Origin of the sequence: Proteus sp. STS61-E, assembly GCF_040932335.1 — a bacterium.
Lineage (GTDB): Bacteria > Pseudomonadota > Gammaproteobacteria > Enterobacterales > Enterobacteriaceae > Proteus > Proteus mirabilis_B.
The window spans coordinates 391614-417013 of sequence record NZ_JBFQGE010000002.1 but is presented as its reverse complement, the minus strand read 5'-3'; the positions used below and the strand labels follow the sequence as shown (position 1 = coordinate 417013).

Here is a 25400-nt window from a genome sequence, read left to right as displayed (position 1 = left end):
ATGAATAAAAATGAAATATATATAGATATGATGTATTGGATTTTACCTCAATTAAGAAATATTCAATCTAGAGGAATGATAGCAAAAGCAAAAGATAAATCTTGTTATTATGAATTACAGTTAATTCATAATTTACCTAAAAAAATACTTAATCAAGACTTTGATGAAAGTGATATTTCATTTTTAAATTTTCAAGCTAAAACATATACTGAGAAATGTAGTTCAAAAATAAGTATATTGTATGATGGCAATGTAAAGTATATCAAAATGTTATTTGATTTGGTTCCTAATGAATTACGTAACCAATTACGATGGGATGGGCCTATCAATTAAGTTGAGGATATATGGTTTTACCTCTAAATCCAGAATGGGTACCAGGTTCATCTTATACGTATGCGTGGGTTGCCATGGATAATCAAGGGCATCTAGCTAAAATGTATAATAATAATAGTGGATGGCTACCTGAAGTATTATTATCGTTGAAAGATATTAAATTATATTTGGATCAACTATCTGAATATATTGATGGTGAATCAGAAGAATATCATAATTATATAAATAAGCATGGTAATTATACTATTGATTTATATTCAAGTTATATTTATAGAAATTACTATAAATCAAAAATAATAAAAGAGTTTGATTTGGAATTGAAAAAATGGAATGGAAATCATTGTGATGCTGGAGTTGGAGCTAAAATGGGGATGTTTCTTTTTGAAGCCCTAAATGAATTATATGAAGATTATCCCATTGGTTATGACGGTGAAACGAAAATGGGTGATTATTTTCGTTTTATTGTCCCTAGTATTTATGCTTCGATTGAAGATATTCCTGAAGATTTAAGAAAATATGTTGTAGTCTCTGATAATATTGATTTTACTAAAGATAGATTACTCGATAATAATAAGATTAATGATTATTTTACTCGTATGTACTCAAAATAATTTTAGTTACTAAATTTTAATGAGAAAATTATTTAATCCAAAAACTATTGCTTAATATGACAATTAGGTGATGGTTTTTTATTTAACGATAATTATCTAAGTTGTTTATAAAAAGGGAAGTAAAGATGATTATAAACTACTGAATGACAGGAATTAATCAATGGAAAATAATTAGCTATTCAATTAAAAATGCATCTTCAAAGAATATTAGGTTTAATATTACTGTAATTGAGGAATGGTTAATGATTATATCGAAGGGCTATAATTTATATGCAGATATTTACTTTAATTATGATTACTATATTATAGTAACTATCTCGGGGTGCTATATCCATTTTATGGATTTGAAAAATGGATATAACGTTTTATCTAAGAATATCACTGATGATAAGTTAGGCCATTATTCAAAAATTTCTTTAAGTAATAGTAGAAAAATAGAAAGTAACTCACAAGAATTTAATGAGATATATAATAATAAAAAATCTTATTCAGAGTGGGTGAAAAAAATAATTAAAGAATATAGTTATAAAAATAAAACAGCTCTATTTGAAAATATGAACTTATGTGGTTTAAGCTTTATAGGTAATGAAATTATTATTAAGCCTCAAAACCATTTACGTATGGATCATTGGGTTGGTGAAGGAATACCTGATAGTGCAATTATTACGTTAAAAAGCAATTGTAGTGATGAGGTTTTAGGTGCCTCAATAAAAGAGGCATTTACGCGTTGTGTTAGTCGAAAAGTTTAAATGGATATTAAAATCATCTCATATCAACCAAGTGTAAGGTAACTTTTTATAATTTTATCAATTAAAAACCATCACTTAATATTATTGTTAAAATAATAACTAAGTGATGGTTTTATTTTTTATTTAAAAGTAATCATATTAATGATTAACACAGTGTTGCGACAATCACCTGATCAGCATTAAATAAAGCGGTTACGCTGTCATTAATATGCAGTTTTTGCTCTTTAACATGCTGATTAGAACATGTGGCACAAACTTCTTGTCCACCTTCTAATGTCACCACTAATTCGCTGTTTTCACTACCCGTCTCAATCTGAGTGAGTGTGCCTGAAAGCGCATTGTCATATTGCTGTGTTAAAGAAGTTCCTTTTTCAATATTGACCCAAGGTGCCTTAATTAAAATCAGTACTTCTTTACCTTTTTTAAGCCCTAGGCGATCAGCGCTTTTCTCTGTTAAAGCAGCACGAATGATCGTTTTTCTATCTGCAAGTTGCACATTAACATGTTGTTGAACTTGCAGGTTGTCACGCTCAATAATCGTACCAAAAAATTGGTTTCTAGCACTGGTCTGTAATGAAAAACGAGAGATAGCGGCTAAAAGACTATCCAGAGGGAGTGAATCATCTTTCAATACATCAAAGGCTTTTTGCTGAATTTGACCGAGCAGATCGTAAAGTTGAAGTAAGCGCTCACAATAATGTGTGAGAGTTGCTCCACCGCCACCTTTACCACCTGTTGCTCTATCAACAAGAAGTTCGTCCGCGAGTTGATTCATTTCATTAATGGCATCCCAAGCACTTTTATAACTAATGCCCGCCATTTTTGCCCCTTGACTAATTGAACCCGTCGCTTTGATTTGTTTTAACAGCGCAACGCGGCGAGGATCGGCAAAGAGCTTATCTTGAAGTTTAAGAGTTAATAATATTTCTGCTTGCATAATGATAGGCTTCTTCTTTTTTTGTGTGTTTATCGCATTTTTTGTGCCGACACAAAGCGATAATTCTCTAGAATATATACATCTATAGCGTTATTATTCGTCATTCGTGAAGAAATGCCAACTCTGGCTTTCCGAATATACCATGATAAAGAGGTTATCATGCTTGAATTATTGAAAAGTTTAGGGTTTGCTCTCTTGATGGTACCTGTTGTAATGGTACTGATTATGGGCATCATTTATGGTTTAGGTGAAGTGTTTAACTTGATTTCACCAAGTCAGCCAAAAGCAGACAAAAAATCATAATTTCTCCCTCCCTGATTTAGAACAGCCCTTTATTTTGTAGAGGGCTGTTTTTTTATACTCATCATACTCGTCATACTTCAAGCCACAGCGTTGTTGACTGTGTTCTCATTCGCACTAGCCACATACTCATGATACTCGTCATACTTCAAGCCACAGCGTTGCTGACTGCGTTCATTCGCACTAGTCACATACTTGTGTATGCTCCTAGCGACTCATTCACTTGTCGCCTAGCTGTGACTTGAATTATTTAGAGTATATAAGTTTATCTATCTTCATTTTCTGTTTCTTTTTAATGGTTATATTTATTGATATATAACCTGTTTCTAACATCTAATCCTTTCATTTTACGCTGTATCTTGGTATATACAGCGTGTCATCCTTTAATTTAAGTGGAATTAGAACATGAAAAAATTATCAGGCAAGTTACTTGCTGGCGCAGTTATCTCTTTTGCTTTAGTAAGCCAAAGTTTTGCATCGGAAAAAGTAACGGTATTTGCTGCCGCTTCTCTTACCAATGCTCTTAATGAAATTTCGGCACAATATAAGCAAGAAAAGCAAACTGAAGTTGTTGCATCTTATGCATCTTCTTCAACGCTGGCTCGCCAAATTGAACAAGGCGCACCTGCAAATCTGTTTATTTCAGCAGATCAGCAGTGGATGGACTACGCAATCGATAAAAATTTAATGGTTGCAGATTCACGTCATACACTATTAGGGAATGATTTAGTACTCATTGCCCCTAAAGATAGTAAATTAAATGACGTTGTTATTAATAAGGAAACTAAATGGAAATCCTTACTTAATGGCGGAAAACTAGCTGTTGGCGATCCTGACCATGTGCCTGTTGGTATCTATGCAAAAGAATCATTAGAATATTTAGGTGCATGGGATACAGTAAGCCCAGATATGGCGCGTACTAATAACGTGCGTAGCGGTATGGCGCTGGTTGAACGTGATGAAGCACCATTAGGTATCGTATACGGTTCTGACGCGGTTGCGAGTGATAAAGTGAAAGTGGTCGGCGTATTCCCAGCTGATAGCCACAAACCTGTTGAGTATCCAATGGCAGTTGTAAAAGGTCAGGACAATAAAGCAGTTCGTGATTTTTATGACTATCTGAAAACACCTCAAGCCGCAGAAATCTTTAAGAAATACGGCTTTAGCCCACTGTAGGAATTATACTTTTGGAGATGTTAAGTGAATACGAATGGCAAGCTATCATACTAAGCCTTAAGGTATCGACTGTTGCAGTTATTATCAGTCTACCTTTTGGTATTTTTATGGCTTGGCTTTTAGTTAGGGTACGTTTTCCCGGTAAATCATTGCTTGATAGCATTATTCATTTACCTTTAGTTCTACCTCCTGTTGTGGTCGGTTATCTTTTACTGATCAGTATGGGAAGACGTGGATTTATTGGTGAATGGTTATATGACTGGTTTGGTTTTAGCTTTACCTTTAGTTGGCGAGGCGCAGCACTTGCATCCGCAGTCGTTGCATTTCCACTGATGGTAAGAGCGATCAGATTAGCATTAGAAGCTGTCGATCAACGTATGGAACAAGCGGCGAGAACCTTAGGGGCTTCACCGATACGCGTCTTTTTTACCATAACGTTACCTTTGTCTATGCCAGGGATCATCGCAGGGATTGTGTTGGCATTTGCGCGCTCATTGGGAGAATTTGGCGCAACAATCACTTTCGTCTCCAATATTCCGGGGGAAACAAGAACTATTCCTCTGGCAATGTATACCTTGATTGAAACACCGGGAGCGGAAATGGATGCCGCCCGTTTATGTGTTATTGCAATTATTTTGGCGCTCGTCTCTTTAATGGCTTCAGAGTGGCTAACTCGTTGGGGTCGTAAAAGATTGGGGGGCGTATGCTAGAGATGAATTTTAAACAGACGCTAGGATCACTGCGTCTGGAAGTCAATACTGAGCTACCAACAGAAAGTATTACCGCCGTCTTTGGTTTATCCGGAGCGGGCAAAACCTCATTGATTAATGTGATTGGCGGTTTAACCAAGCCAGATTCAGGACGGATTGTATTAAATAATCACACACTGGTTGATACTGAAAAGAAAATTTATCTACCACCTGAAAAACGTAAAGTGGGTTATGTATTCCAAGATGCGCGACTGTTTCCTCATTACACCGTAAAAGGAAACTTGCTTTACGGTATGTCGCCGACAATGAAAGTACAGTTTGATCGCATTATTCATTTGTTAGGGATTGGTCATTTACTCTCTCGTTTTCCGATCACCTTATCGGGTGGTGAAAAACAGCGTGTTGCCATAGGGCGAGCGTTGTTAACAGCACCTGATATTATGCTAATGGATGAGCCTTTAGCATCGCTTGATTTACCGCGCAAACGTGAGTTACTGCCGTATTTAGAAAAGCTCTCACAAGATGTACAAATTCCTATTTTGTATGTGAGCCATAGTCTTGATGAAATTATTCGACTTGCAGATAACGTCATTGTGATGGATGCAGGAAAAATTAAGGCGACAGGCAAGCTGGAAGATGTATGGGCAAGTAGTGCACTACGTCCGTGGTTACAAAAAGAGACACTCAGCAGTATCGCGAATGTGATGGTGGTAGAACATCATAGCCATTACGATATGACAGCAACAGCTTTTGGTAACCAAGTACTGTGGTTGCCTCAAATCGAGACTAAAATTGGTCGTGATGTGCGTGTCCGTATTGATGCTTCTGATGTGTCATTAACAACGACTCGTCCATCAAATAGCAGTATTCGTAATATTTTGCATATGAAAGTGGTTGAAACCATTAAAAATGATGGCCAAGTTGATGTGAAACTTGTCAATGATGGTAATTATTTATGGGCGAGGATCACGCCTTGGGCAAAAGATGAATTGAATATTCAAGAAGGGCAGTGGCTTTATGCGCAAATAAAGAGTATTTCGCTAAGTCGTCATCTTTGATTTATTAGTTGTCTTTGTTGATAAAAAACCTCATCTTTGATGAGGTTTTGTCTTTTGGGAAAGGTGAAAATAGGACTAAGACAGAATATATTTATGAATAGTCTCAGCAATACCCGGCTGTGAATTCACCTTTGTGACCATTTTAGCGCGAGCTTTCACTTCATCTGAAGCATTACCCATTGCAACACCTAAGCCCACATGTTCTAACATGCTAAGGTCATTAAAGTTATCACCAAAAGCAATAACATCACTCATATTCATGCCATTTGCTTCAACCCAGCGTTGTAAACGGCGGCCTTTACTGTTGCCTTTTTTAGCGATATCGACTTGATCAACCCAAGACCATTCGCATTCTAAACCGACTTGCTGCTCAATTTTTTCAACTAAAGCGCGTAATTCATCATGATCAGGCGTTGTTGTCGCAATTTTCCAAATAGCATTAACATCATGCATAGCTTTATAAAAATCATCGACTTTGATTAAATTTGGACGCTGTGCGGTAGGCAATGTTTCTGACCATTTTAAAGTACGTTGTACTGGGGCTGATAGTTGGTCATACATCATTGCATCATCAGCATAAACTAAGTGATGTACATCTGTTTGTTTAACGAGATCTAATACTGCGCTGGTTTCTTGGGTAGTTAATGGATCGGATTCCAGTACCTTTTTACCAATATAGTCATAAAGATAAGTTCCATTACAGCAGATCGCAGGGGTATCAAGATCGAGTGCTTGATAGAATGGATGAATAGCAACATGATGACGACCTGTTACAATTAAGACTTTAACACCTGCTTTTCTTGCAAGATTGAGTGCTTCTAAAGATTCTGGCAGGATACGTTTTTGGTCATCAAGCAGTGTGCCATCAAGATCCAAAGCAATAACGCGATATGACATAAATAAGCCCCTTGATAGTATTAAGATGCAATGTCGTTGATGGTACACGTTAACCAATAAAAGATAAACTAGCTTAATCGTGACAGGTTATCGTTAGTTGTTCTATTATTCTTTATAAATCAATGGGTAATCTGTTTTAAGGAGAAGGGATGAAACAGGTAGTCTACGTAGCAAGTCCAGAGAGTCAGCAAATCCATGTTTATGCATTAAACACCGAAGGTGAAATGGATTTATTGCAGGTTGTTGAGGTTGCAGGGCAAGTACAACCGATGATTGCAAGTGCAGATGGAAAATACCTTTATGTAGGTATTCGTCCTCATTTTAGTGTGGTGACATTTGCGATTGCTGTCGATGGTCAATTAGAACAAAAGGCTATCACTTCCATTCCAAGTACTCCTGTTCATTTATGTTTAGATAAAACAGGGCGTTTCTTATTTGTTCCTTCTTATCATCAAGGCAATTTGGCTGTTTTACCTATTAATGAGATGGGGGTCCCTCAATCGCCTATTCAAATTATTGAAGGATTAAATAAGCCTCATTCATCTAATATCGATTGGAATAATAAGCAACTGATTGTTCCTTGCTTAGGTGAAGATCATATTCGTTTATTTAATTTATCAGAAGACGGCCGTTTAACAGAGGCGGGAACTGAAGAGCTGACAACCGTACAAAACGCAGGCCCTCGTCATATGGCATTTCATCCTAATGGGGATGTGTTTTATTGCCTTAATGAATTAGATGCGACAATCAATGTATATCGTCGTATGGGGGATTTATATCGTTTAATGCAAACTGTTGATATTGTCCCTGAAACATTTAACAGTACCCGTTGGGCGTCAGATATTCATATCACACCAGATGGCCGTTTTCTTTATGCGAGCGAGCGCTCAGAAAGCTTTATTTGTGCAATGGCAATTTCAGAGGCGGGCGATTATCTGCAACCTGTGGGTTATTACCCAACGCAAACACAGCCTCGTGGTTTTAATCTTGATAACACAGGTAATTACCTGATTTCTTGTGGTCAAAAATCAGATTTTGCTTCTGTTTCTCGTATTGATAAACACACTGGCGCATTAACTGAATTAGCCTGTTACCCAGTAGGTAAAGGCGCAATGTGGGTTACCGTTGTGACGAAATAACCGTCACAGTATAAAAATTACTGTAAACCTCTAGCAGAATATTGCCTTGCTAGAGGTTTATTTTTTATGAAAGGTTTATGAGAGATTAACCACTTTTTCAATAGCTTGAGTGAGTTTAGTGAGGCTTGCCAGTGGCATAATAAATGGTGGCATAATATAAATCAGTTTGCCAAAAGGTCTGATCCAAACCCCTTCATCCACAAAGATTTTTTGTAATTTTGCCATATTGACGGGCTCGTTCATTTCGACCACACCAATCGCACCTAAAACGCGTACATCTTTGACACTTTTAGCCTGTTTTAACGGCAATAGCTCACGTTTTAGTTGTTTTTCAATTTCTGCAACTTGGTTTATCCAATCGCCTTTTGCTAATAGAGATAAACTGGCATCAGCAACAGCGCAAGCTAAAGGATTTCCCATATAAGTAGGGCCATGCATAAAGCATCCCGCATCACCTTGGCTGATAGTTTCTGCAATATGGCGTGTAGTTAAAGTGGCTGATAAAGTCATATATCCACCTGTTAATGCTTTACCTACACACATTATATCTGGCGATATTTCAGCATGTTCACAGGCAAACAGCTTACCTGTTCGACCAAAACCAGTGGCTATTTCATCTGCAATTAATAACACATCAAATTCATTACACAGGGCTCTTGCGTGTTTTAAATATTCAGGATGATAAATTCGCATTCCGCCCGCACCTTGAACAATAGGTTCAAGCATAACGGCAGCAATTTCTTGATGATGTTGCTCTAACGTTGAGCGTAATGAGTTGATGTCAGCCGGCTCCCATTCTTCATAAAAACCTGTTTTTGGTGCATCCACAAAGAGATGATTAGGTAAGTAACCTTTGTACAGACTGTGCATGGAGTTATCAGGATCACACACTGACATAGCACCAAAGGTATCGCCATGATAACCCTGTTTTAACGCCACAATACGTTGACGTTTTTCGCCTTTAGCCTGCCAATATTGCAATGCCATTTTCAGCGCGACTTCAACGGCAACTGAACCAGAATCCGCCAGAAATATGCATTCGAGAGGTTCTGGTGTTATCGCTAATAATTTTCGACAAAGTGATACTGCTGGTGGATGAGTAATGCCGCCAAACATCACATGAGACATATTGCTTAGCTGTGTGGTGACGGCATTATTGAGTTCTGGGTGATTATATCCATGAATTGCAGCCCACCATGAAGACATTCCATCAATCAATTTTCTACCATCAGCCAAGACTAATTCAACGCCTTTTGCACTGACGATAGGGTAAGCAGGCAACGGATTACTCATCGAAGTGTATGGATGCCAAATGTGGCGTAAATCGAAAGCGATATCTTCAGGTGTCATTATATTTTTCACTTAATCATGTAAACCAATGGTGATCAATTTTAGTTGACATGATAACCCTATTATTTAAACTGGCAATCACTTTTAAAAAGGAGATTGTATTGTGAGCGCACTAAAACGTTGGACACTAAAAGAAGCCAGAGCACTGTTTGATATGCCATTTTTAGATTTGGTTTTTCAGGCACAACAAGTTCATCGTCAACATTTTGACCCTTCCCAAATCCAAGTGAGTACGTTGCTTTCTATTAAAACAGGGGCTTGTCCTGAAGATTGTAAATATTGTGCTCAAAGCGCGCGGTATAAAACGGGATTAGAAAAAGAGCGCTTAATGGAAGTGCAGCAAGTGATTGAATCTGCGAAAAAAGCTAAAGCAGCAGGTTCAACGCGTTTTTGTATGGGAGCCGCATGGAAAAATCCTCATGAACGCGATATGCCTTACCTTGAGCAAATGGTAAAAGAAGTTAAAGCGCTGGGTATGGAAACCTGCATGACACTTGGCAAATTAGATGATTCACAAGCTAACCGCTTAGCAGATGCTGGGTTGGATTTTTATAATCACAACCTTGATACCTCACCTGAATTTTACGGCAGTATCGTGACAACACGTACCTATCAAGATCGCTTAGATACGCTTGATAAAGTACGTAATGCCGGTATTAAAGTGTGTTCTGGCGGAATTTTAGGGCTAGGCGAGGAAGTTAAAGATAGAGCTGCAATGTTGGTGCAATTAGCTAATTTGCCACAGCCTCCTGAAAGTGTGCCGATCAATATGCTTGCCAAGATAAAAGGAACACCACTTGCAGATAACGAAGATGTCGATCCTTTTGATTTTATTCGCACTATCGCCGTTGCCCGTATCATGATGCCACGCTCTTACGTGCGTCTTTCGGCAGGGCGTGAGCAAATGAGCGAACAAACGCAAGCATTTTGCTTTATGGCTGGGGCTAATTCTATTTTTTATGGTTGTAAATTATTAACGACAACGAATCCAACCGAAGATAAAGATCACCAGTTATTCCGTAAATTAGGCTTAAACCCTGAACGATTAGCAGTATCTATGGGTGATAATCAGCAAGAAGAAGCTTTGATGCAAGCTGTTGCCAATAAAGACACAGAACAATTTTATAACGCGGCACTGTAATGAGCTGGCAAACCTATTTAGATGAACAACTTAATGCGCGTAGAAATACGCCATTATGGCGAAAACGCAAAGTGATCAAACAAGCGGATGGGCGTTTTTTGATCACCATTTCAGATGAAAAATACCTTAATTTTTCAGGCAATGATTATTTAGGCATCAGCCAGCATGCAGACGTTATTAAAGCATGGCAACAAGGTGCTGATGAATATGGTGTAGGTAGCGGTGGATCAGGGCATATCACAGGATTTACACAAGCTCATAAGCAATTAGAACAGCATCTTGCAGATTGGTTAGGTTACGATAATGCACTGTTATTTTCATCCGGTTACAGTGCTAATCAAGGTGTCATTTCGGCATTACTTGAAAAAGACGATGTAATTATTGCAGATAAACTTTGTCATGCTTCGCTAATGGAAGCCGCAGTATTATCACCTGCTACATTATGGCGATTTTTACATAACTCTCCTGATTCTTTATCTCAACGACTTAATAAAACATCAGCTAATAAAACCTTTGTGGTAACAGAAGGGGTATTTAGTATGGATGGAGATAAAGCACCATTAAGAGAAATAGCAACAATAAGCAAAAAACATCATGCATGGTTAATGGTCGATGATGCGCATGGTATTGGTGTTTTAGGTAAAGAAGGGCGAGGCAGTTGCGATGATGCAGAAATTAAACCTGAAATATTGGTAGTCACTTTTGGTAAAGCGTTTGGTGTTAGTGGGGCTGCCGTGCTTTGTAATAAGCCAACCGCAGAGTTTTTTGAACAATATGCTCGTCATCTTATTTACAGTACATCAATGCCACCGGCACAAGCCATAGCCTTAAACTCTGCTCTGAATGTTATTAAGCAAGCGGATAATGAGCGAGAATATCTTCAACAATTAATTGATACCTTCCGCCAAGGTGTAATTTCACTTCCGGTTAAATTATTACCTTCAAAAACCGCTATTCAGCCATTAGTTATTGGTGATGAACAATTGTGCCAAACACTTTCAGATTATCTGCAATCTAAAGGACTTTGGGTAAAAGCAATTTTCCCACCTACCGTACCTCCTCAAAGTGCACGTTTACGAATAACGTTAACTACTCGCCATCATCTTTCAGATATTAAGCTGTTAATCGAGACGCTTCATGCTTTCTTCAGTCAAAACAGATAAACAACGTATAGCTCAAACCTTTGGTAAAGCCGCTGTTCATTACGATAATCACGCTAATATTCAGCGCTACAGTGGTAATAAATTAATGGATTTAGCACGTCATGATAGTGGCAATATTGTGTTAGATGCAGGATGTGGAACAGGATATTTCAGCCAAAAATGGAAACAGCAAGGCAAGTTTGTTATTGCACTTGATTTGTCATACTCCATGCTACAGGTGGCAAAACAACAACAGCGAGCTGATGGTTACTTACAAAGTGATATCGAACATTGCGCGATTGCACCACAAAGTGTGGACATTGTATTTAGTAATTTAGCGATGCAATGGTGTGAGGATTTATCTGGTGCTATTAAAACATTAATGAATACAGTCAATGTAAAAGGTGCACTTTATTTCTCAACACTCACTACATTGACACTACAAGAAGTCAGAGATGCTTGGCAATCTCTTGATAAACACCCTCATGTAAATCCTTTTTTATCGCTTCACGATATTGAGAAAGCGTGTCGTGGTTTTCATTGTCAATTTTCTACTGAAACTGTCACAGAACAATACGACTCATTACATGCGCTCTTTGCTTCTTTGAAGGGAGTTGGTGCCAATTTTGTGCAGGGTGATCGACAAAAAGGGTTAATGACACGACAGAAATTTCGTGCACTAGAAAATGTGTGGAAAACAGAATCAGGTAAATATTTGCTTACCTATCAAATTGTTATAGGAAAAATATCACATGGCTAAGACATGGTTTTTAACAGGTACAGATACAGAAGTAGGGAAAACCGTGGTAAGTAGCGCTCTATTACAATGTGCGGCGCATCAAGGATATCAAACTGCGGGCTATAAACCTGTTGCTTCGGGAAGTGAGTGGCTAAATGAAGGTTTACGTAATTCAGATGCACTGACACTGCAAAAATTCAGTTCGGTAAAATTAGATTATCAGCGTGTTAATCCTTACTGTTTTGAAACGCCTACATCGCCCCATATTGTTAGCCAAGAAATGAATCAGCCTATTGATTTTGATGTGATGTCAGAAGGGTTGTCTTACTTAAAGCAGCAAGCTGATTGGGTTTTAGTCGAAGGGGCTGGTGGCTGGTTTACACCATTATCAGAAAACCAATTTTTCTCTGACTGGGTTATCAATGAAAAGCTACCTGTTATTTTGACTGTAGGTGTTAAATTGGGTTGCATTAATCATGCGTTATTAACGCAACAAGCAATTATTCAGTCTGGTTTAACATTGGCGGGTTGGGTTGCGAATGAGGTTGAGCCAGCAGGGCGATATCAGAAAGAGTATCTGGCAACATTAAAACAGCATATTAAAGCGCCATTCTTAGGCAAAATACCCTATTTAAATGAAGTAAAAGAGCATGATTTTACTCCTTACCTCGATCTTTCCTGTTTAAAACTAAGTTGATAGGTCGTTATTGAGTAAATTATAAAAGTCTATTTTTTATACCAATAAAAAAATAAAAAAAATAAATTTCGCCAATTTTGAGGGATATTTTAAGGTAGAAAAAAAGACGTAACCTACCGAGAGATAACAACTTTGTGTAGTTATCCACTATTCCTGTGGATAACCTTGTGAATTACCATTATAAAAATACTCTGAATAGAGAGAATACAAGGCATTGCTAAAGATTGGCGTTATTCTCAACTTTTATTTTTAATTCTTATATATCAATTAATTAAATAAAATCAATAGAGCGAATGATGTCAGTGTGTCTCTTTGAATGATTCACAAAAAAGGGGTTGCTTTTTGGAAAAAATCCCAGTTCCAAAACTGGGGATAACTTATGCTAATTATTCATACAAATTTTATGAGATAGAGATTGAAGCTGGATTTTTATCCAGTATCATAAGGAGTGTCAGCGAGGAGAAGAAAATATGAGCAAAGATTTTAAACTGCATTCTGAATTTAAACCGGGTGGCGACCAACCTGCCGCTATTACCTCACTTTGTGAAGGATTAGATGATGGTCTTGCTCATCAAACTCTTTTAGGGGTAACTGGTTCAGGTAAAACCTTTACGATTGCCAATGTGATTGCCAATCTAAATCGTCCGACTATGGTGCTTGCGCCAAATAAAACATTGGCAGCACAGCTTTATAGTGAAATGAAAGAATTCTTCCCTGAAAATGCAGTGGAATACTTTGTTTCTTATTATGATTATTATCAGCCTGAAGCGTATGTTCCAAGCTCTGATACCTTTATTGAAAAAGATGCTTCTGTTAACGAACATATCGAACAAATGCGTCTATCAGCCACTAAAGCCTTGCTAGAACGTAAAGACGTTATTGTTGTGTCATCAGTTTCTGCTATCTACGGTTTGGGTGATCCTGATAGCTATTTAAAAATGATGCTTCATTTGACTAACGGCATGATAATCGACCAACGTGCCATTTTACGTCGCCTCGCTGATTTACAATATACACGCAATGATCAAGCCTTCCAGCGCGGTACATTTCGAGTTCGTGGTGAAGTGATTGATATCTTTCCTGCTGAATCTGATGATTATGCATTACGTGTTGAGCTCTTTGATGAAGAAGTTGAACGTCTTTCACTGTTTGATCCTTTAACTGGGCAAATTCACTACAATGTGCCTCGTTTTACTGTTTACCCCAAAACGCACTATGTCACCCCGCGTGAGCGTATTCTTGAAGCGATGGAAGAAATTAAAAAAGAACTCGCAGATAGACGCAAAGTACTTTTAGCTAACGATAAACTTGTAGAAGAGCAACGTGTGACACAGCGTACTCAATTTGATCTCGAAATGATGAACGAATTGGGATATTGCTCCGGTATCGAAAACTATTCCCGCTATTTGTCAGGTAGAGGTCCTGGTGAGCCACCTCCAACCCTGTTTGATTACCTTCCTGCTAACGGTTTATTAGTGATTGATGAATCACACGTTACTATTCCTCAAATTGGTGGAATGTATAAAGGCGACCGCTCGCGTAAAGAAACCCTAGTTGAATATGGCTTCCGTTTACCTTCTGCTCTTGATAATCGCCCATTACGTTTTGAAGAGTTTGAGGCGTTAGCACCACAAACTATTTATGTTTCGGCAACGCCGGGTAAATATGAGCTTGAAAAATCAGGTGATGAAATTGTCGAGCAAGTTGTAAGACCAACAGGTTTACTTGACCCCATTGTCGAAGTGCGACCAGTTGGAACGCAAGTTGATGATTTACTTTCTGAAATTCGTATTCGTGCGGCAAAAAATGAACGTGTACTGGTCACAACACTGACAAAACGAATGGCTGAAGACTTAACAGAATATCTTGAAGAGCATGGCGAGCGTGTTCGCTACTTACACTCTGATATTGATACTGTTGAACGTGTCGAAATTATTCGTGATTTGCGCCTAGGTGAGTTTGATGTCTTAGTGGGTATCAACTTACTTCGAGAAGGTTTGGATATGCCTGAAGTCTCTTTGGTGGCGATTTTAGACGCTGATAAAGAGGGCTTCTTACGTTCAGAGCGCTCATTGATTCAGACAATTGGTCGTGCAGCACGTAACCTAGAAGGTAAAGCGATTTTATATGGCGATAAAATTACTGATTCAATGGCGAGAGCCATAAGTGAAACAGAACGCCGTCGTGAGAAACAGCAACAATTTAACCTTGAGCATGGCATTGTGCCTAAAGGGTTAAATAAGAAAGTGGGCGATATCCTTAAGATTGGTCAGCCTTCTCAAGGACGTAATAAGAAAGGGCATAAAGCAGCGGATATTCATGAAAATTATCCGTTGTTGTCAACGGCTGAATTGGAGAAAGAGATCCAACGCTTAGAAGCTGAAATGTATCAATATGCAAAGGATCTTGAATTTGAGAAAGCGGCGAGTACTCGTGATAAGTTGCAAGCATTACGGGCTCAATTTATTGCTAACTCTTAATCAGAGAAATTAATCTCACAAATTGATAAAGGGATATCCGTATTTTTACAGGGATTATCCCTTTTTATCTTCTATCTTCCATTTTTTGCCTTGTTTGATATTCCCTTAATGGCGTTCAACTGTTTAAATACCACAACAAACAAAGCGTCAATTATTTACAAAGATAAAAAAGACATTAAGGACAGTGAATGAGTGGTTATGTTTATGCAGGGTTTCCCAGCTCTGCAGGGGTAATTCTTGGTGTTATTCTTCTTATTATGCTTTTTAAATGGCTACGCAGATTTGCTGTACAAGATAGTGAGTTGCAAAAACCATCAACAGCAGGGCAGGAGCCCATTTTATCTGAAGCAGAAAATACGTCAGGTCAGTTGTTGCCCAATGAATGGGGTTTATATGTTGCAGCACCTTATGCCGCAATGAATGAGTGGGCATATAACGAATACGATCAAGGTAAAGATGATGGTGGATTATCAGCAGGTTGGGGAATTAACGACCGTTGGGATTTAGTCTATCAACTATTTTGGTTGCTCACTCAAGGTCACACTAATGATTTTTATCAGCTACGTGACCAAATTTTGGACGGCAAAGAAGACGATGTTCAGTCATTAAAAAATGACATTTTGCTTTCTGAGTTAACTGAACATGATAAAAATGAGCGTTTATGGCAAATCGATATGATGAGCACAAATCGCATGAATATCCAAAATGTGAAATATCTTATTTGGGATCTCTGCCGTTTTAACAAGCTCTGTTTAGAAGGTTGCCAGCAAGGTTATATTACTCAACAAGAAGCCCAAACATGGTCATTAATGAGCGCATCAATGTTGCGTCGAATTTATGATGGTTGGGAAGATATGTGGAGAAACTTTATTGCAGCTCGTTGGTTTTGGGCAAGTGGTGATCAAGATTGGGTATCTTCTCATCAAGCGTTTACGGATGTTATACAAAATATTCTAAATGCTGAAGATACACTGGCAACAGAAGAGAATTGGATCATGGATTTACCGCCATTAGATTTAATGTCGTTTTCTCGTACTGTGGCGGGTCTTGGTCTGATGAAAAATGATGTACCAATGACACTTGATGAAATTGAAGAAGCGATTAGCCAGCGTATTACATTAAAACAGCTTAATAGCTAATAACGTATTGAAAACCAATAGTGATATTGTGTTTTTATCGACAAAAAACCGCACTCGCTGTTTATTGCAGATGCGGTTTTTTTAATGGAAATAGGTAGTTAAATTCTATTTAACGGCTTGAGCTGATGCATTACGTTGCCCTAATTGTTGCAATGTTAACTCAATAGCTTTACCTAATAGATGGCGGTCGTGACGATACGGAATATCTTTGGCTTCCAATTGCGCTTGTACAATTAATCGACCTTTCATCGATTCATATTGAGTTTCAGGGCTAATAATCACTGCATCTATTGTTTGTAAACCAATATAATTCTCCATCATGGCGATTTTATCAGACATCGTCATACTGGCAGCCGCAGGGCTTAGCTCTTTGCCTAAATTACCAATATAAATCGTTGTTGCACTGCTACGGCGCAATGCTTGTGCCAGTTCTGGCAGTAATAACAGAGGCATTAAGCTGGTAAAAAAGCTACCCGGACCAATTAAGATCAAATCTGCTTGTTCGATTGCTTCAATGGCTTCTCGAGTAGTCGGAACTTTAGGGTAGAGATCAAGCTTTTGGGGGATCTTAGGTAAAATATCAACATTGACCTCACCATAAATCTCATTTCCTTGGTCGTCTATAGCCATAAGATCAACGGCTTGTTCAGACATAGGAATAAGGTGAGCATTCACTCTTAATAATCCACGAATAAGATTAATGGCTTCCAAAGGGCGAACACTTAAGTTATCTAGGGCTTTAAGCATTAGATTACCTAAATTATGTCCAGCCAGCTCACCTGTACCAGAAAAACGGTATTCGAACATCGCAGAAGCAACAGAAGGCTCAGTAATTAACTGATTAATACAATTGCGCATATCTCCCCACGCAATCCCTCCTTCTTCTTGGCGAATACGGCCAGTAGAACCGCCATTGTCTGTTGTTGTAACAATACCAGTAAGACGAGAGCCTAAGTAGGAGAGTGCTGAAAGCACACGTCCAAGGCCATGACCACCACCAAGGGCAACAACACGATCTAAATCACTTAGCGTGCGATTTCGCATATTTGTTCTACTCATCTTTAAAAATTTGCCGCTAATTTATCACAATTAAATTTTAAGCCTATGATCACGACGTGATTTCATCACATTCCTAGTTTAATTTTACTTTTGATAGCCTAATATTTAATCAATGAAAGTGTTTTTACTTATGTTATTAGAGTGACTAAAGTGTCGTAAGTCGTTGTATTATAAATTATATAGCGAAAACATTATTCGCTTTTTGAAAAATTAGCAGGTAGAATCCACAATAAATATATAGGTATTAGAAACCTGTGAAAAACAGGTAAAGATTAACTCCTAGCCTTAACGTCTAAGTCGTGTGTTTACAAGATATGATGTTCTGGCCGTGACGAAACAAGTCACCAGGGTGCAAGGTAGAAATGCCAGCATCTCCCGATTTGGAAAGGTGTTACTATGCAACAACTCGTTGATGCGTTTTCCCGCAAATTTTTCTATTTACGTCTTTCAATTACAGACGTGTGTAATTTCCGTTGTACTTATTGCCTACCTAATGGTTATAAGCCTAACGGTCATAAATCATTTCTTTCGTTAGATGAAATCAGCAGACTGACACAATCTTTTGCCGCATTAGGGACAGAAAAAATTCGCCTAACAGGTGGTGAGCCTACAATGCGTCGTGACTTTACTGATATTATCGCAACCATTAAAGACAATGCGGCTATCAAAAAAATCGCAGTAACAACCAATGGCTATCGTTTATCTCGAGATGTTGCCCAATGGCGTGATGCCGGTTTAAGCGCAATTAATGTGAGTGTTGATAGCCTCGATCCTCGTCAATTCCATGCTATTACTGGGCAAGATAAATTTAGCCAAGTGATGGAAGGGATTGATGCTGCATTTACTGCGGGTTTCGAAAAAGTAAAAGTTAACGTTGTGCTAATGCGCAATGTGAATGATAAAAACCTCCCTGATTTTCTTAATTGGATCAAAGACAGACCTATCCAACTGCGCTTTATCGAATTAATGGAAACTGGCGACGGTAGTGATATTTTCAACCGCTTTCATTTATCTGGTGAAGTTATTCGCCAACGCTTACTCAATGAAGGTTGGTTACAAACTCCTCGCGCTCGTAGTGACGGGCCAGCTCAAGTATTTACCCATCCTGATTATCAAGGTGAAATTGGTCTTATCATGCCTTATGAAAAAGACTTTTGTTTAACTTGTAACCGTTTACGCGTTTCCGCTATTGGTAATCTCCATCTTTGCCTATTTGGTGAAAATGGTATTCCTCTACGCGACTTACTTGCTGATGATAGTCAACAAGAAGCATTACAACAGCGTATTCAGGGTGGTCTTCTTCATAAACGAGAAACCCATTTTCTTCATCAAGGCGATAGCGGTATTACACCGAACTTATCTGTTATTGGTGGGTAGTTTTTCGCTCTGTTATTTCGTTAATTTCAGGAGTTGTGCATGTCTCAACTAACTCATATTAATGCTGCCGGTGAAGCTCACATGGTGGATGTTAGCGCTAAAGCTGAAACAGTGCGAGAAGCGCGTGCTGAAGCCTTTGTTGAAATGTCAGCAGAAACATTAAGCATGATCACCGAAGGCAAACATCATAAAGGTGATGTATTTGCGACTGCAAGAATCGCAGGTATTCAAGCAGCAAAAAGAACATGGGAATTAATCCCGTTATGCCATCCGCTGTTATTAACTAAAGTTGAAGTACGTTTAGAAGCACTCACTGAATCTAACCGTGTACGCATTGAATCTGTTTGTCGTTTAACGGGTAAAACAGGCGTTGAAATGGAAGCATTAACTGCGGCATCAGTAGCAGCATTGACCATTTATGATATGTGCAAAGCTGTTCAAAAAGATATGGTGATTGGGCCTGTACGTTTATTAGAAAAAACAGGTGGCAAATCTGGTCACTTTAAGGTGGAAGCATGATTAAAGTTCTTTTTTTTGCTCAAGTCCGTGAATTAGTTGGCGTTGATTCTCTTGAATTAGATTGTGAATACCACACAGTAGATGATTTACGTAAAGCATTAATCACCAAAGGTGAACGTTGGTCACTCGCGTTAGAAGATGGCAAGTTACTCTCTGCGGTAAACCAATCCTTTGTTCAAGGCTCTCACGTTATTAATGATGGTGATGAAATCGCTTTTTTCCCACCTGTTACAGGAGGATAAGATGAGCGCATCAACTCGTATTTCAGTACAAACCGAAAATTTTAGCGTTGGTGATGAATACCAATGGCTTTCAGAGTGCGACAGCGATGGCGCTGTTGTGACCTTCACCGGTAAAGTTCGTAATCATAATCTCGGTGATAAAGTGAGTACGCTCACACTTGAACACTATCCGGGAATGACTGAAAAAGCACTGACAGATATTGTAAACGAAGCCCGCTCTCGCTGGCCTTTACAGCGTGTCAGTGTTATTCACCGCGTAGGAACTTTGCATATTGGTGAAGAGATAGTGTTTGTCGGTGTAACCAGTTCTCATCGTAATAGCGCCTTTGAATCCGCCGAATTTATTATGGATTTCTTAAAAACACGCGCGCCATTTTGGAAAAAAGAAGGGCTTTCTGAAAATAACGATAGATGGGTTGATGCACGTCAAAGTGATTATGACTCGGCTGAGCGCTGGGAATAAATCACCACACTCAATTAAACACTACATTACTTTACCTAAATTTATTTTATGGTGACATTTCATACAGTTTATTTCATGGAAATGTAAAATCAGTGTGATAAAATTAAATTCTAATGAGCCCATAATGGGCTCTTTACTGAAATAAACGTTATCGTTAAACCTAACGTTATCACTATGATTAAAGGGTAATCATCATGGATCGATTTTCACGTTCAAATGATTCAATCGTACAGCGCACAGGTTCTGGCCTACAAACCTTTATGGCTCAGGTTTATGGTTGGATGACTGTAGGTCTGTTATTAACTGCATTTGTTGCACTCTACGTTGCATCAAGCTATGAATTACAAGAAATGATTTTTTCTAGCAAGGTCGTCTTCTTTGGTCTGATCATTGCTCAATTAGGGTTAGTTTTCGTGTTATCCGGTATGGTTCATAAAATGAGTGGTGCAATGGCAACCTCATTATTTATGCTCTATTCCGTGTTAACGGGTGTGACTATCTCGAGCGTATTACTGCTTTACACCAAATCTTCAATTGCGAGCACATTCTTTATTTGTGCGGCAATGTTCGGCGCATTAAGCATTTACGGTTATACGACTAAGCGTAGCTTAACGGGTATGGGTAGCTTCCTGTTTATGGGGCTTATCGGTATCATTATCGCTTCTATCGTTAATATCTTTATGCAAAGCTCAATGATGAGCATGGTTATCTCTTACGCAGGTGTGTTAATTTTTGCAGGTTTAACTGCTTATGACACACAAAAATTAAAAGATATGGGTAATGAGATTAACCAAGAAGATAAAGAAAATATGCGCCGTTACTCAATTATGGGTGCATTAACGCTTTATTTAGATTTCATCAACCTGTTCTTAATGTTACTGCGTATTTTAGGCGACCGTCGTTAATTTTAACGATATTTGCGGATAAACGTAGTTTAAAAACAGCATAAAAAATAAATCCCATAACTTTATAAGTTGTGGGATTTTTTTATGTGAAATAACATTAAGAATACTATTCTTGAGAATTTATTTTTCTAATATGCTTATAAATTGTCGCAGAGCTTATTCCTAATTCTGTTGATACAATTTTATGTGCAGCTGAAAATTCAAACATACCGCTATCATGCAACTCTTTGATTATTTCGTAATTTTTATTCTTGCTAGGTATGTTTTTATTAGAATAAATCGTATTTTTGATAGGCTCTAAGTGATCTAATATGAGTTTATTAACATCTTGAGAGAAGTTTTCATTTTTGGAATTATTATTTGAATTCATTAATTCCACCATCGCATTTAAAGGCATGTCCACTGCCAAATTCATACATACCATACCGATAGGCTTATCATCTAGGTTTGTAATTAGCGTTGATGAAGAGCGGAAAGGGCGAATATTTTTCATATTAAAATAAACTTCCCAAGATGAATGTTTCTTTTTAAATCCCGCTAATTTTTCTAGCGCAATATTGGTAACAGGGGCTCCTATGGTTCTCCCTGTAATATGCCCATTAGCAATATGAATAACAGAACTGTGTAAATCTTCAAAGCTATGTAAAACAACTTCACAGTAAGGACCAAAAAACTCCCCTAAACAATCGATCATAGGGATATAAGATCGTAAAATTTTACGGTCATCTTCTGTAAATACATGATTTATATTCATATCCATATCAAATTACCAGTTTGAATTTTTTATAATTCTATAAAAAACGGTCAATTTATTCAATACTAAGATTATAAAAACACTATTGAGTAAAGTATTTTTTTACTAAATCAAAAAATTGACGCCAATCACAGATGTTAAGTAATGACTATGGTTTAATGCATTCCAATGAAAACACATACAGAAGGTTCAAAAATGATTATCTCAACAGAAAATGCACCAAAAGCGATTGGCCCTTATTCACAAGCAAGAAAAGTTGGCTCAACACTGTATATATCAGGTTGTTGTCCTTTTTCTCCAACTGATGGTTCTGTAGTTGGTGAAAACATTGTTGAGCAAGCTCATCAAGTGATGATGAATTTACAAGCGATTGTGGTTGCTGCGGGTTATTCGATGAATGATGTTGTTAAGACAACCTGTTTTATTAGTGACATGAGTAACTTTGTCTCTTTCAACGAAACATATAAATCTTACTTTAATGAAGGTGTTTACCCAGCACGCTCTTGTGTAGAAGTTTCTCGGTTACCAAAAGATGTATTAATCGAAGTCGAAGCTGTTGTTGCAAATTAATAGGGTAGCCTTATGAACAAGTGGATAAAACTCAGTTTTCTAATTTTAGGTGGCGGAACAATTTTTAAATTGTCTAGTATGAAAGACGTTTTTTATGTTCCGATGCAGCAAGATTGGGGGCTGACAAATGCTCAAATTGGTTTTGGTTTTACCGTTTACACCATAGTCCAAACTATAGGTCTTTTTTCATCACTCTATATTGCGGATAGATTTTCTAAAAAGATCTTGCTACCCGTTGGCCTTATCGGGGTTGGATTATGTGGAGCATATTTATCCACTCTTCCTTCCTTTACGGGGTATCTTATCAGTTTTGCCGTAATGGCACTTTTCGCTGATGTCATATATTGGCCAGTGTTATTGAAGGCAGTTAGACTATTAGGCAATAAAGAGGAACAAGGGCGCTTATTTGGCTTTTTAGAAGCAGGGCGCGGTATTGTCGATGTTATTATTGCCTCTGGTGCTCTCTATGTTTTCGTCTTATTTGGCGAAGGTAAAGAAGGGATGCAAGCAGGTCTTATCTTCTATACGGTAATAACGATTGTTATTGGTATTATTACTTATTTTATTGTTGATGATGATAAAAAAGTGTCTGATAACACGGCTGATGCTAATAAAAAAGTCTTAGAAGGGATTAAAAGTGTAATTAAATGCCCTAATTTATGGCTTGCATCAATGACCATATTTTTCATTTACTCAGCATATTGCGGTTTAACTTACTTTATTCCATTCCTCAAAGATATTTATGCATTACCAATCGCGTTAGTTGGTGCGTACGGAATTATTAACCAGTATGCATTGAAAATGGTCGGCGGACCAGTGGGTGGATTTTTATCAGATAAAGTATTTAAATCACCCACTAAGTTTTTACAGTTCACATCATTACTTGCCGCTGTTGCAATGGGTGTCTTCATGTTCTTACCACATGAAACCATGAATGTTTATTTAGGTATGGCAGCAACATTAGGATTTGGGGCAATTATTTTCTCACAAAGAGCAATATTCTTTGCACCAATGGAAGAGATTGGAACTAAACGTGAATATGCAGGTTCTGCAATGGCATTCGCTTGTATTTTAGGTTATATGCCAGCAATGTTTGCTTATGCTATTTACGGTTCATTCTTAGATAACTATCCGGGAATTAAAGGCTATAACTTTGTTTTTAGTATGATGATCATGTTTAGCTTATTAGCATATACAACAGCAAAAATATTATCTAAACGAATTAAAGTAAGAAATGAAATTCAGTCATAATAAAAAATAACGACGAATTAAAGTAAAAATATTTGAGGTAAATACCATGACACCGATTGAAGCAAAAAAAATAATTGAACGAGCAGACACTATACCTTTATATTTACACGCTTATGCTTTTCATTTAAATATGAGAAAAGAACGTGTTTTACCTAATGATTTATTAGAGATTGCTAAACAAAATTCACTTACAGGTGTAAAAATTCATGTTGAAGATGGCGAAACTCAATCTTTATGCATGATGAATGATGAACAGCTAAATGCTTTTGGTGAGAAAGCCCAAAAATACGGTTTAGATCTTAAAATTGAAACCAGTTCTTCAGAAGCAAAAGCAATAGATAAAGCAGTTGATATCGCATTAAAAACAAAAGCAAGTTCCATTCGTTTTTATCCACGATATGAAGGGTACTTGAAAGATGTTTTAGCAAAAGTGAGCTCAGATATTCAGTATATTAAAAAACAATATGAAAAAACGGGATTAAAATTTGTTATTGAACAACATGAAGATTTAAAAAGTTATGAATTAAATCAACTTGTTGAGGAAGCTAATTTCCCTAATTTTTCATTGTTATTTGATTTCGGTAATATGTTTAATGCGAATGAACTGCCTTTAGAAGCATTTGATAATATGAAAAATAATATCACTCAAGTGCATATGAAAGATGCGGTGCAAGTACCTGAAGGAAAAGGTTTTGGACATAAAGCAAGCCTTTCTGGAGAAGGGGATGTTCCTGTTAAAAAGTTACTACAACAATTAATTTGTTTAGGTGAAGATAAACCTCAAGTTGAATCATTTGGTTTAGAAGAAGAAGTTGATTATTACGCACCTGCATTTCGTTTTGATGATGAAGGCGATAATCCGTGGATACCTTACCGCGGTGCGAGCGAAACACCAATGCCAGTAGAAGGTTTAGATGCTCGTTTAGAAAAAGAAATTAAAGACGCAATGAATCAAATTAGTTTTATTCGAAATATTGTAAAAGAATTAAAAGCTGAGGCTAAAAACGAATTAAATATGTAATTTTTCACTTTTAATTTTAGAGATGAGTTAAATCTGTAGTATCGTTTTTCACTTTATTGAAATAATTCTATTCTATATATAATTGTTTCTTCTGGCTGTTATTTTGCACTATCAATATATCGTACTCACTATATTGATAGTGCTTTTTTATTATTAAGATAAATCAACATGTAATTTATTTTAATAAATATTTATCGCAGCCAAGGTGTAATAGTTAAACCGACTAAAGCGCCTTCTGGACTTAATAAACGAGTGACTGTTTGCCCCCAAGGTTCAACGCGATTATCAACCAGCATTTGATAGCCTTTTTGCTTTAGAGCCTCAGTCGCACTATCAATATCTTCCACTTCAAACTCAACCCAATATTGTGGCACAGGTAGAGTGTCAGTCCATTTATTGCTACCGAAGCAAGACATTGCCGCTTGATCTAAAGGCCATAGTGCAAAATGTTTAACACCTTTTAACTCACCTTCTGATATTGATAAATAATCACTATTACCTTCCATTGGTTTTAACGGCAGATTAAGTGCATCTTTATAAAATAGCTGGCTTTGTGCATTATCATGCGTAATCGGACCAAAGCCAGCAACAAAGAGAATGTTAATACCAGAAATAAAAGGAGTCATAAAAATACCCTTATC

Annotated in this window: 28 protein-coding genes and 1 riboswitch; of the genes, 22 read left to right on the top strand and 6 right to left on the bottom strand. The window is 37.5% G+C overall.

The window, feature by feature from the left end:
* The 3 genes from AB4J89_RS07740 to AB4J89_RS07730 all read left to right on the top strand — a co-directional run bounded on the left by AB4J89_RS07740 (position 1) and on the right by AB4J89_RS07730 (position 1693).
* A complete protein-coding gene (locus AB4J89_RS07740) occupies positions 1–333 on the top strand; it encodes a zinc ABC transporter substrate-binding protein (RefSeq protein WP_368468809.1) in 333 nt (110 codons plus the stop codon).
* An 11-nt stretch (positions 334–344) separates the two neighbouring features.
* The gene (locus AB4J89_RS07735; RefSeq protein ID WP_318619598.1) at positions 345–944 is read left to right on the top strand and encodes a hypothetical protein; all 600 of its coding nucleotides are present in this window, start codon (positions 345–347) and stop codon (positions 942–944) included.
* A gap of 242 nt (positions 945–1186) precedes the next feature.
* Positions 1187–1693: a contact-dependent growth inhibition system immunity protein gene (locus AB4J89_RS07730; protein WP_349473410.1), complete on the top strand. Its 507-nt coding sequence runs from the start codon at positions 1187–1189 to the stop codon at positions 1691–1693.
* Between the two features lie 145 nt (positions 1694–1838).
* On the opposite strand, the gene modE is transcribed toward AB4J89_RS07730, so the two are convergent.
* Positions 1839–2630, bottom strand: a complete 792-nt coding sequence (modE, locus tag AB4J89_RS07725; protein WP_087803643.1) for a molybdenum-dependent transcriptional regulator — start codon at positions 2628–2630, stop codon at positions 1839–1841.
* A gap of 159 nt (positions 2631–2789) precedes the next feature.
* Between modE and AB4J89_RS07720 the strand changes: the two genes are divergently transcribed.
* The 4 genes from AB4J89_RS07720 to modC all read left to right on the top strand — a co-directional run bounded on the left by AB4J89_RS07720 (position 2790) and on the right by modC (position 5874).
* Positions 2790–2933, top strand: a complete 144-nt coding sequence (locus AB4J89_RS07720; protein ID WP_071788544.1) for an AcrZ family multidrug efflux pump-associated protein — start codon at positions 2790–2792, stop codon at positions 2931–2933.
* A gap of 402 nt (positions 2934–3335) precedes the next feature.
* Complete coding sequence (gene modA / locus AB4J89_RS07715) at positions 3336–4106, top strand: molybdate ABC transporter substrate-binding protein (RefSeq protein WP_075672737.1); 771 nt, start codon at positions 3336–3338, stop codon at positions 4104–4106.
* A 17-nt stretch (positions 4107–4123) separates the two neighbouring features.
* On the top strand, positions 4124–4816 hold the full coding sequence (gene modB, locus AB4J89_RS07710; RefSeq protein ID WP_036938363.1) for a molybdate ABC transporter permease subunit: 693 nt from the start codon (positions 4124–4126) through the stop codon (positions 4814–4816).
* Positions 4810–5874 (top strand): molybdenum ABC transporter ATP-binding protein ModC, encoded by a 1065-nt coding sequence (gene modC, locus AB4J89_RS07705; protein ID WP_088493389.1) that lies wholly within the window; start codon positions 4810–4812, stop codon positions 5872–5874. Before modB ends, modC begins: the two co-directional genes overlap by 7 nt.
* Before the next feature lie 75 nt (positions 5875–5949).
* Here modC and AB4J89_RS07700 read toward each other — a convergent pair whose 3' ends face one another.
* Positions 5950–6771 (bottom strand): pyridoxal phosphatase, encoded by an 822-nt coding sequence (locus tag AB4J89_RS07700; protein ID WP_088493388.1) that lies wholly within the window; start codon positions 6769–6771, stop codon positions 5950–5952.
* A 149-nt stretch (positions 6772–6920) separates the two neighbouring features.
* On the opposite strand from AB4J89_RS07700, the gene pgl reads away from it, so the two are divergent.
* Positions 6921–7910, top strand: a complete 990-nt coding sequence (pgl, locus tag AB4J89_RS07695; RefSeq protein ID WP_368468804.1) for a 6-phosphogluconolactonase — start codon at positions 6921–6923, stop codon at positions 7908–7910.
* A gap of 75 nt (positions 7911–7985) precedes the next feature.
* Here pgl and bioA read toward each other — a convergent pair whose 3' ends face one another.
* On the bottom strand, positions 7986–9260 hold the full coding sequence (gene bioA, locus AB4J89_RS07690; RefSeq protein ID WP_088493386.1) for an adenosylmethionine--8-amino-7-oxononanoate transaminase: 1275 nt from the start codon (positions 9258–9260) through the stop codon (positions 7986–7988).
* 103 nt (positions 9261–9363) lie between these two features.
* On the opposite strand from bioA, the gene bioB reads away from it, so the two are divergent.
* From bioB to AB4J89_RS07660, 6 genes are all read left to right on the top strand, one after another.
* Complete coding sequence (bioB, locus tag AB4J89_RS07685) at positions 9364–10401, top strand: biotin synthase BioB (protein WP_036912109.1); 1038 nt, start codon at positions 9364–9366, stop codon at positions 10399–10401.
* Complete coding sequence (gene bioF, locus AB4J89_RS07680; RefSeq protein ID WP_088493385.1) at positions 10401–11564, top strand: 8-amino-7-oxononanoate synthase; 1164 nt, start codon at positions 10401–10403, stop codon at positions 11562–11564. Before bioB ends, bioF begins: the two co-directional genes overlap by 1 nt.
* Positions 11539–12303 (top strand): malonyl-ACP O-methyltransferase BioC, encoded by a 765-nt coding sequence (gene bioC / locus AB4J89_RS07675; protein ID WP_088493384.1) that lies wholly within the window; start codon positions 11539–11541, stop codon positions 12301–12303. The genes bioF and bioC overlap by 26 nt, the downstream gene beginning before the upstream one ends.
* Positions 12296–12979 (top strand): dethiobiotin synthase, encoded by a 684-nt coding sequence (bioD, locus tag AB4J89_RS07670; RefSeq protein WP_088493383.1) that lies wholly within the window; start codon positions 12296–12298, stop codon positions 12977–12979. The genes bioC and bioD overlap by 8 nt, the downstream gene beginning before the upstream one ends.
* Before the next feature lie 470 nt (positions 12980–13449).
* Positions 13450–15459 carry an excinuclease ABC subunit UvrB gene (uvrB, locus tag AB4J89_RS07665; protein ID WP_088493382.1) on the top strand — a complete coding sequence of 670 codons (2010 nt, stop codon included), beginning with the start codon at positions 13450–13452 and terminating at the stop codon, positions 15457–15459.
* Positions 15460–15647: 188 nt separating this feature from the next.
* Positions 15648–16598, top strand: a complete 951-nt coding sequence (locus AB4J89_RS07660) for a DUF1266 domain-containing protein (RefSeq protein WP_088493381.1) — start codon at positions 15648–15650, stop codon at positions 16596–16598.
* A 105-nt stretch (positions 16599–16703) separates the two neighbouring features.
* On the opposite strand, the gene yvcK is transcribed toward AB4J89_RS07660, so the two are convergent.
* Positions 16704–17642 (bottom strand): uridine diphosphate-N-acetylglucosamine-binding protein YvcK, encoded by a 939-nt coding sequence (gene yvcK, locus AB4J89_RS07655; RefSeq protein WP_088493380.1) that lies wholly within the window; start codon positions 17640–17642, stop codon positions 16704–16706.
* 279 nt (positions 17643–17921) lie between these two features.
* Positions 17922–18064: riboswitch (molybdenum cofactor riboswitch) on the top strand.
* Here yvcK and moaA point away from each other — a divergent pair.
* The 5 genes from moaA to AB4J89_RS07630 all read left to right on the top strand — a co-directional run bounded on the left by moaA (position 18054) and on the right by AB4J89_RS07630 (position 21163).
* Positions 18054–19034, top strand: coding sequence for a GTP 3',8-cyclase MoaA (gene moaA, locus AB4J89_RS07650; protein ID WP_368468800.1), 981 nt, complete (start codon positions 18054–18056; stop codon positions 19032–19034). (Overlaps the previous riboswitch by 11 nt.)
* Positions 19035–19073: 39 nt before the next feature.
* Positions 19074–19553 carry a cyclic pyranopterin monophosphate synthase MoaC gene (gene moaC, locus AB4J89_RS07645; protein ID WP_072062889.1) on the top strand — a complete coding sequence of 160 codons (480 nt, stop codon included), beginning with the start codon at positions 19074–19076 and terminating at the stop codon, positions 19551–19553.
* Complete coding sequence (gene moaD / locus AB4J89_RS07640; RefSeq protein ID WP_023581222.1) at positions 19550–19795, top strand: molybdopterin synthase sulfur carrier subunit; 246 nt, start codon at positions 19550–19552, stop codon at positions 19793–19795. Before moaC ends, moaD begins: the two co-directional genes overlap by 4 nt.
* Before the next feature lies 1 nt (position 19796).
* Positions 19797–20258: a molybdopterin synthase catalytic subunit MoaE gene (gene moaE / locus AB4J89_RS07635; protein ID WP_088493378.1), complete on the top strand. Its 462-nt coding sequence runs from the start codon at positions 19797–19799 to the stop codon at positions 20256–20258.
* Positions 20259–20452: 194 nt separating this feature from the next.
* On the top strand, positions 20453–21163 hold the full coding sequence (locus tag AB4J89_RS07630; RefSeq protein ID WP_088493377.1) for a Bax inhibitor-1/YccA family protein: 711 nt from the start codon (positions 20453–20455) through the stop codon (positions 21161–21163).
* 106 nt (positions 21164–21269) lie between these two features.
* Here the strand turns inward: AB4J89_RS07630 and AB4J89_RS07625 are convergent, their stop codons facing one another.
* Positions 21270–21923 (bottom strand): transcriptional regulator, encoded by a 654-nt coding sequence (locus tag AB4J89_RS07625; RefSeq protein ID WP_368468797.1) that lies wholly within the window; start codon positions 21921–21923, stop codon positions 21270–21272.
* A gap of 189 nt (positions 21924–22112) precedes the next feature.
* Between AB4J89_RS07625 and AB4J89_RS07620 the strand changes: the two genes are divergently transcribed.
* From AB4J89_RS07620 to AB4J89_RS07610, 3 genes are read left to right on the top strand one after another with little or no spacing between them, the layout of a single operon-like run.
* Positions 22113–22487, top strand: a complete 375-nt coding sequence (locus AB4J89_RS07620) for a RidA family protein (RefSeq protein WP_368468881.1) — start codon at positions 22113–22115, stop codon at positions 22485–22487.
* Positions 22488–22499: 12 nt separating this feature from the next.
* Positions 22500–23738, top strand: coding sequence for an MFS transporter (locus AB4J89_RS07615; RefSeq protein ID WP_368468795.1), 1239 nt, complete (start codon positions 22500–22502; stop codon positions 23736–23738).
* Between the two features lie 46 nt (positions 23739–23784).
* On the top strand, positions 23785–24759 hold the full coding sequence (locus tag AB4J89_RS07610) for a sugar phosphate isomerase/epimerase family protein (RefSeq protein ID WP_368468793.1): 975 nt from the start codon (positions 23785–23787) through the stop codon (positions 24757–24759).
* A 191-nt stretch (positions 24760–24950) separates the two neighbouring features.
* On the opposite strand, the gene AB4J89_RS07605 is transcribed toward AB4J89_RS07610, so the two are convergent.
* Complete coding sequence (locus AB4J89_RS07605) at positions 24951–25385, bottom strand: VOC family protein (RefSeq protein WP_368468791.1); 435 nt, start codon at positions 25383–25385, stop codon at positions 24951–24953.
* Between the last annotated feature and the right edge of the window lie 15 nt (positions 25386–25400).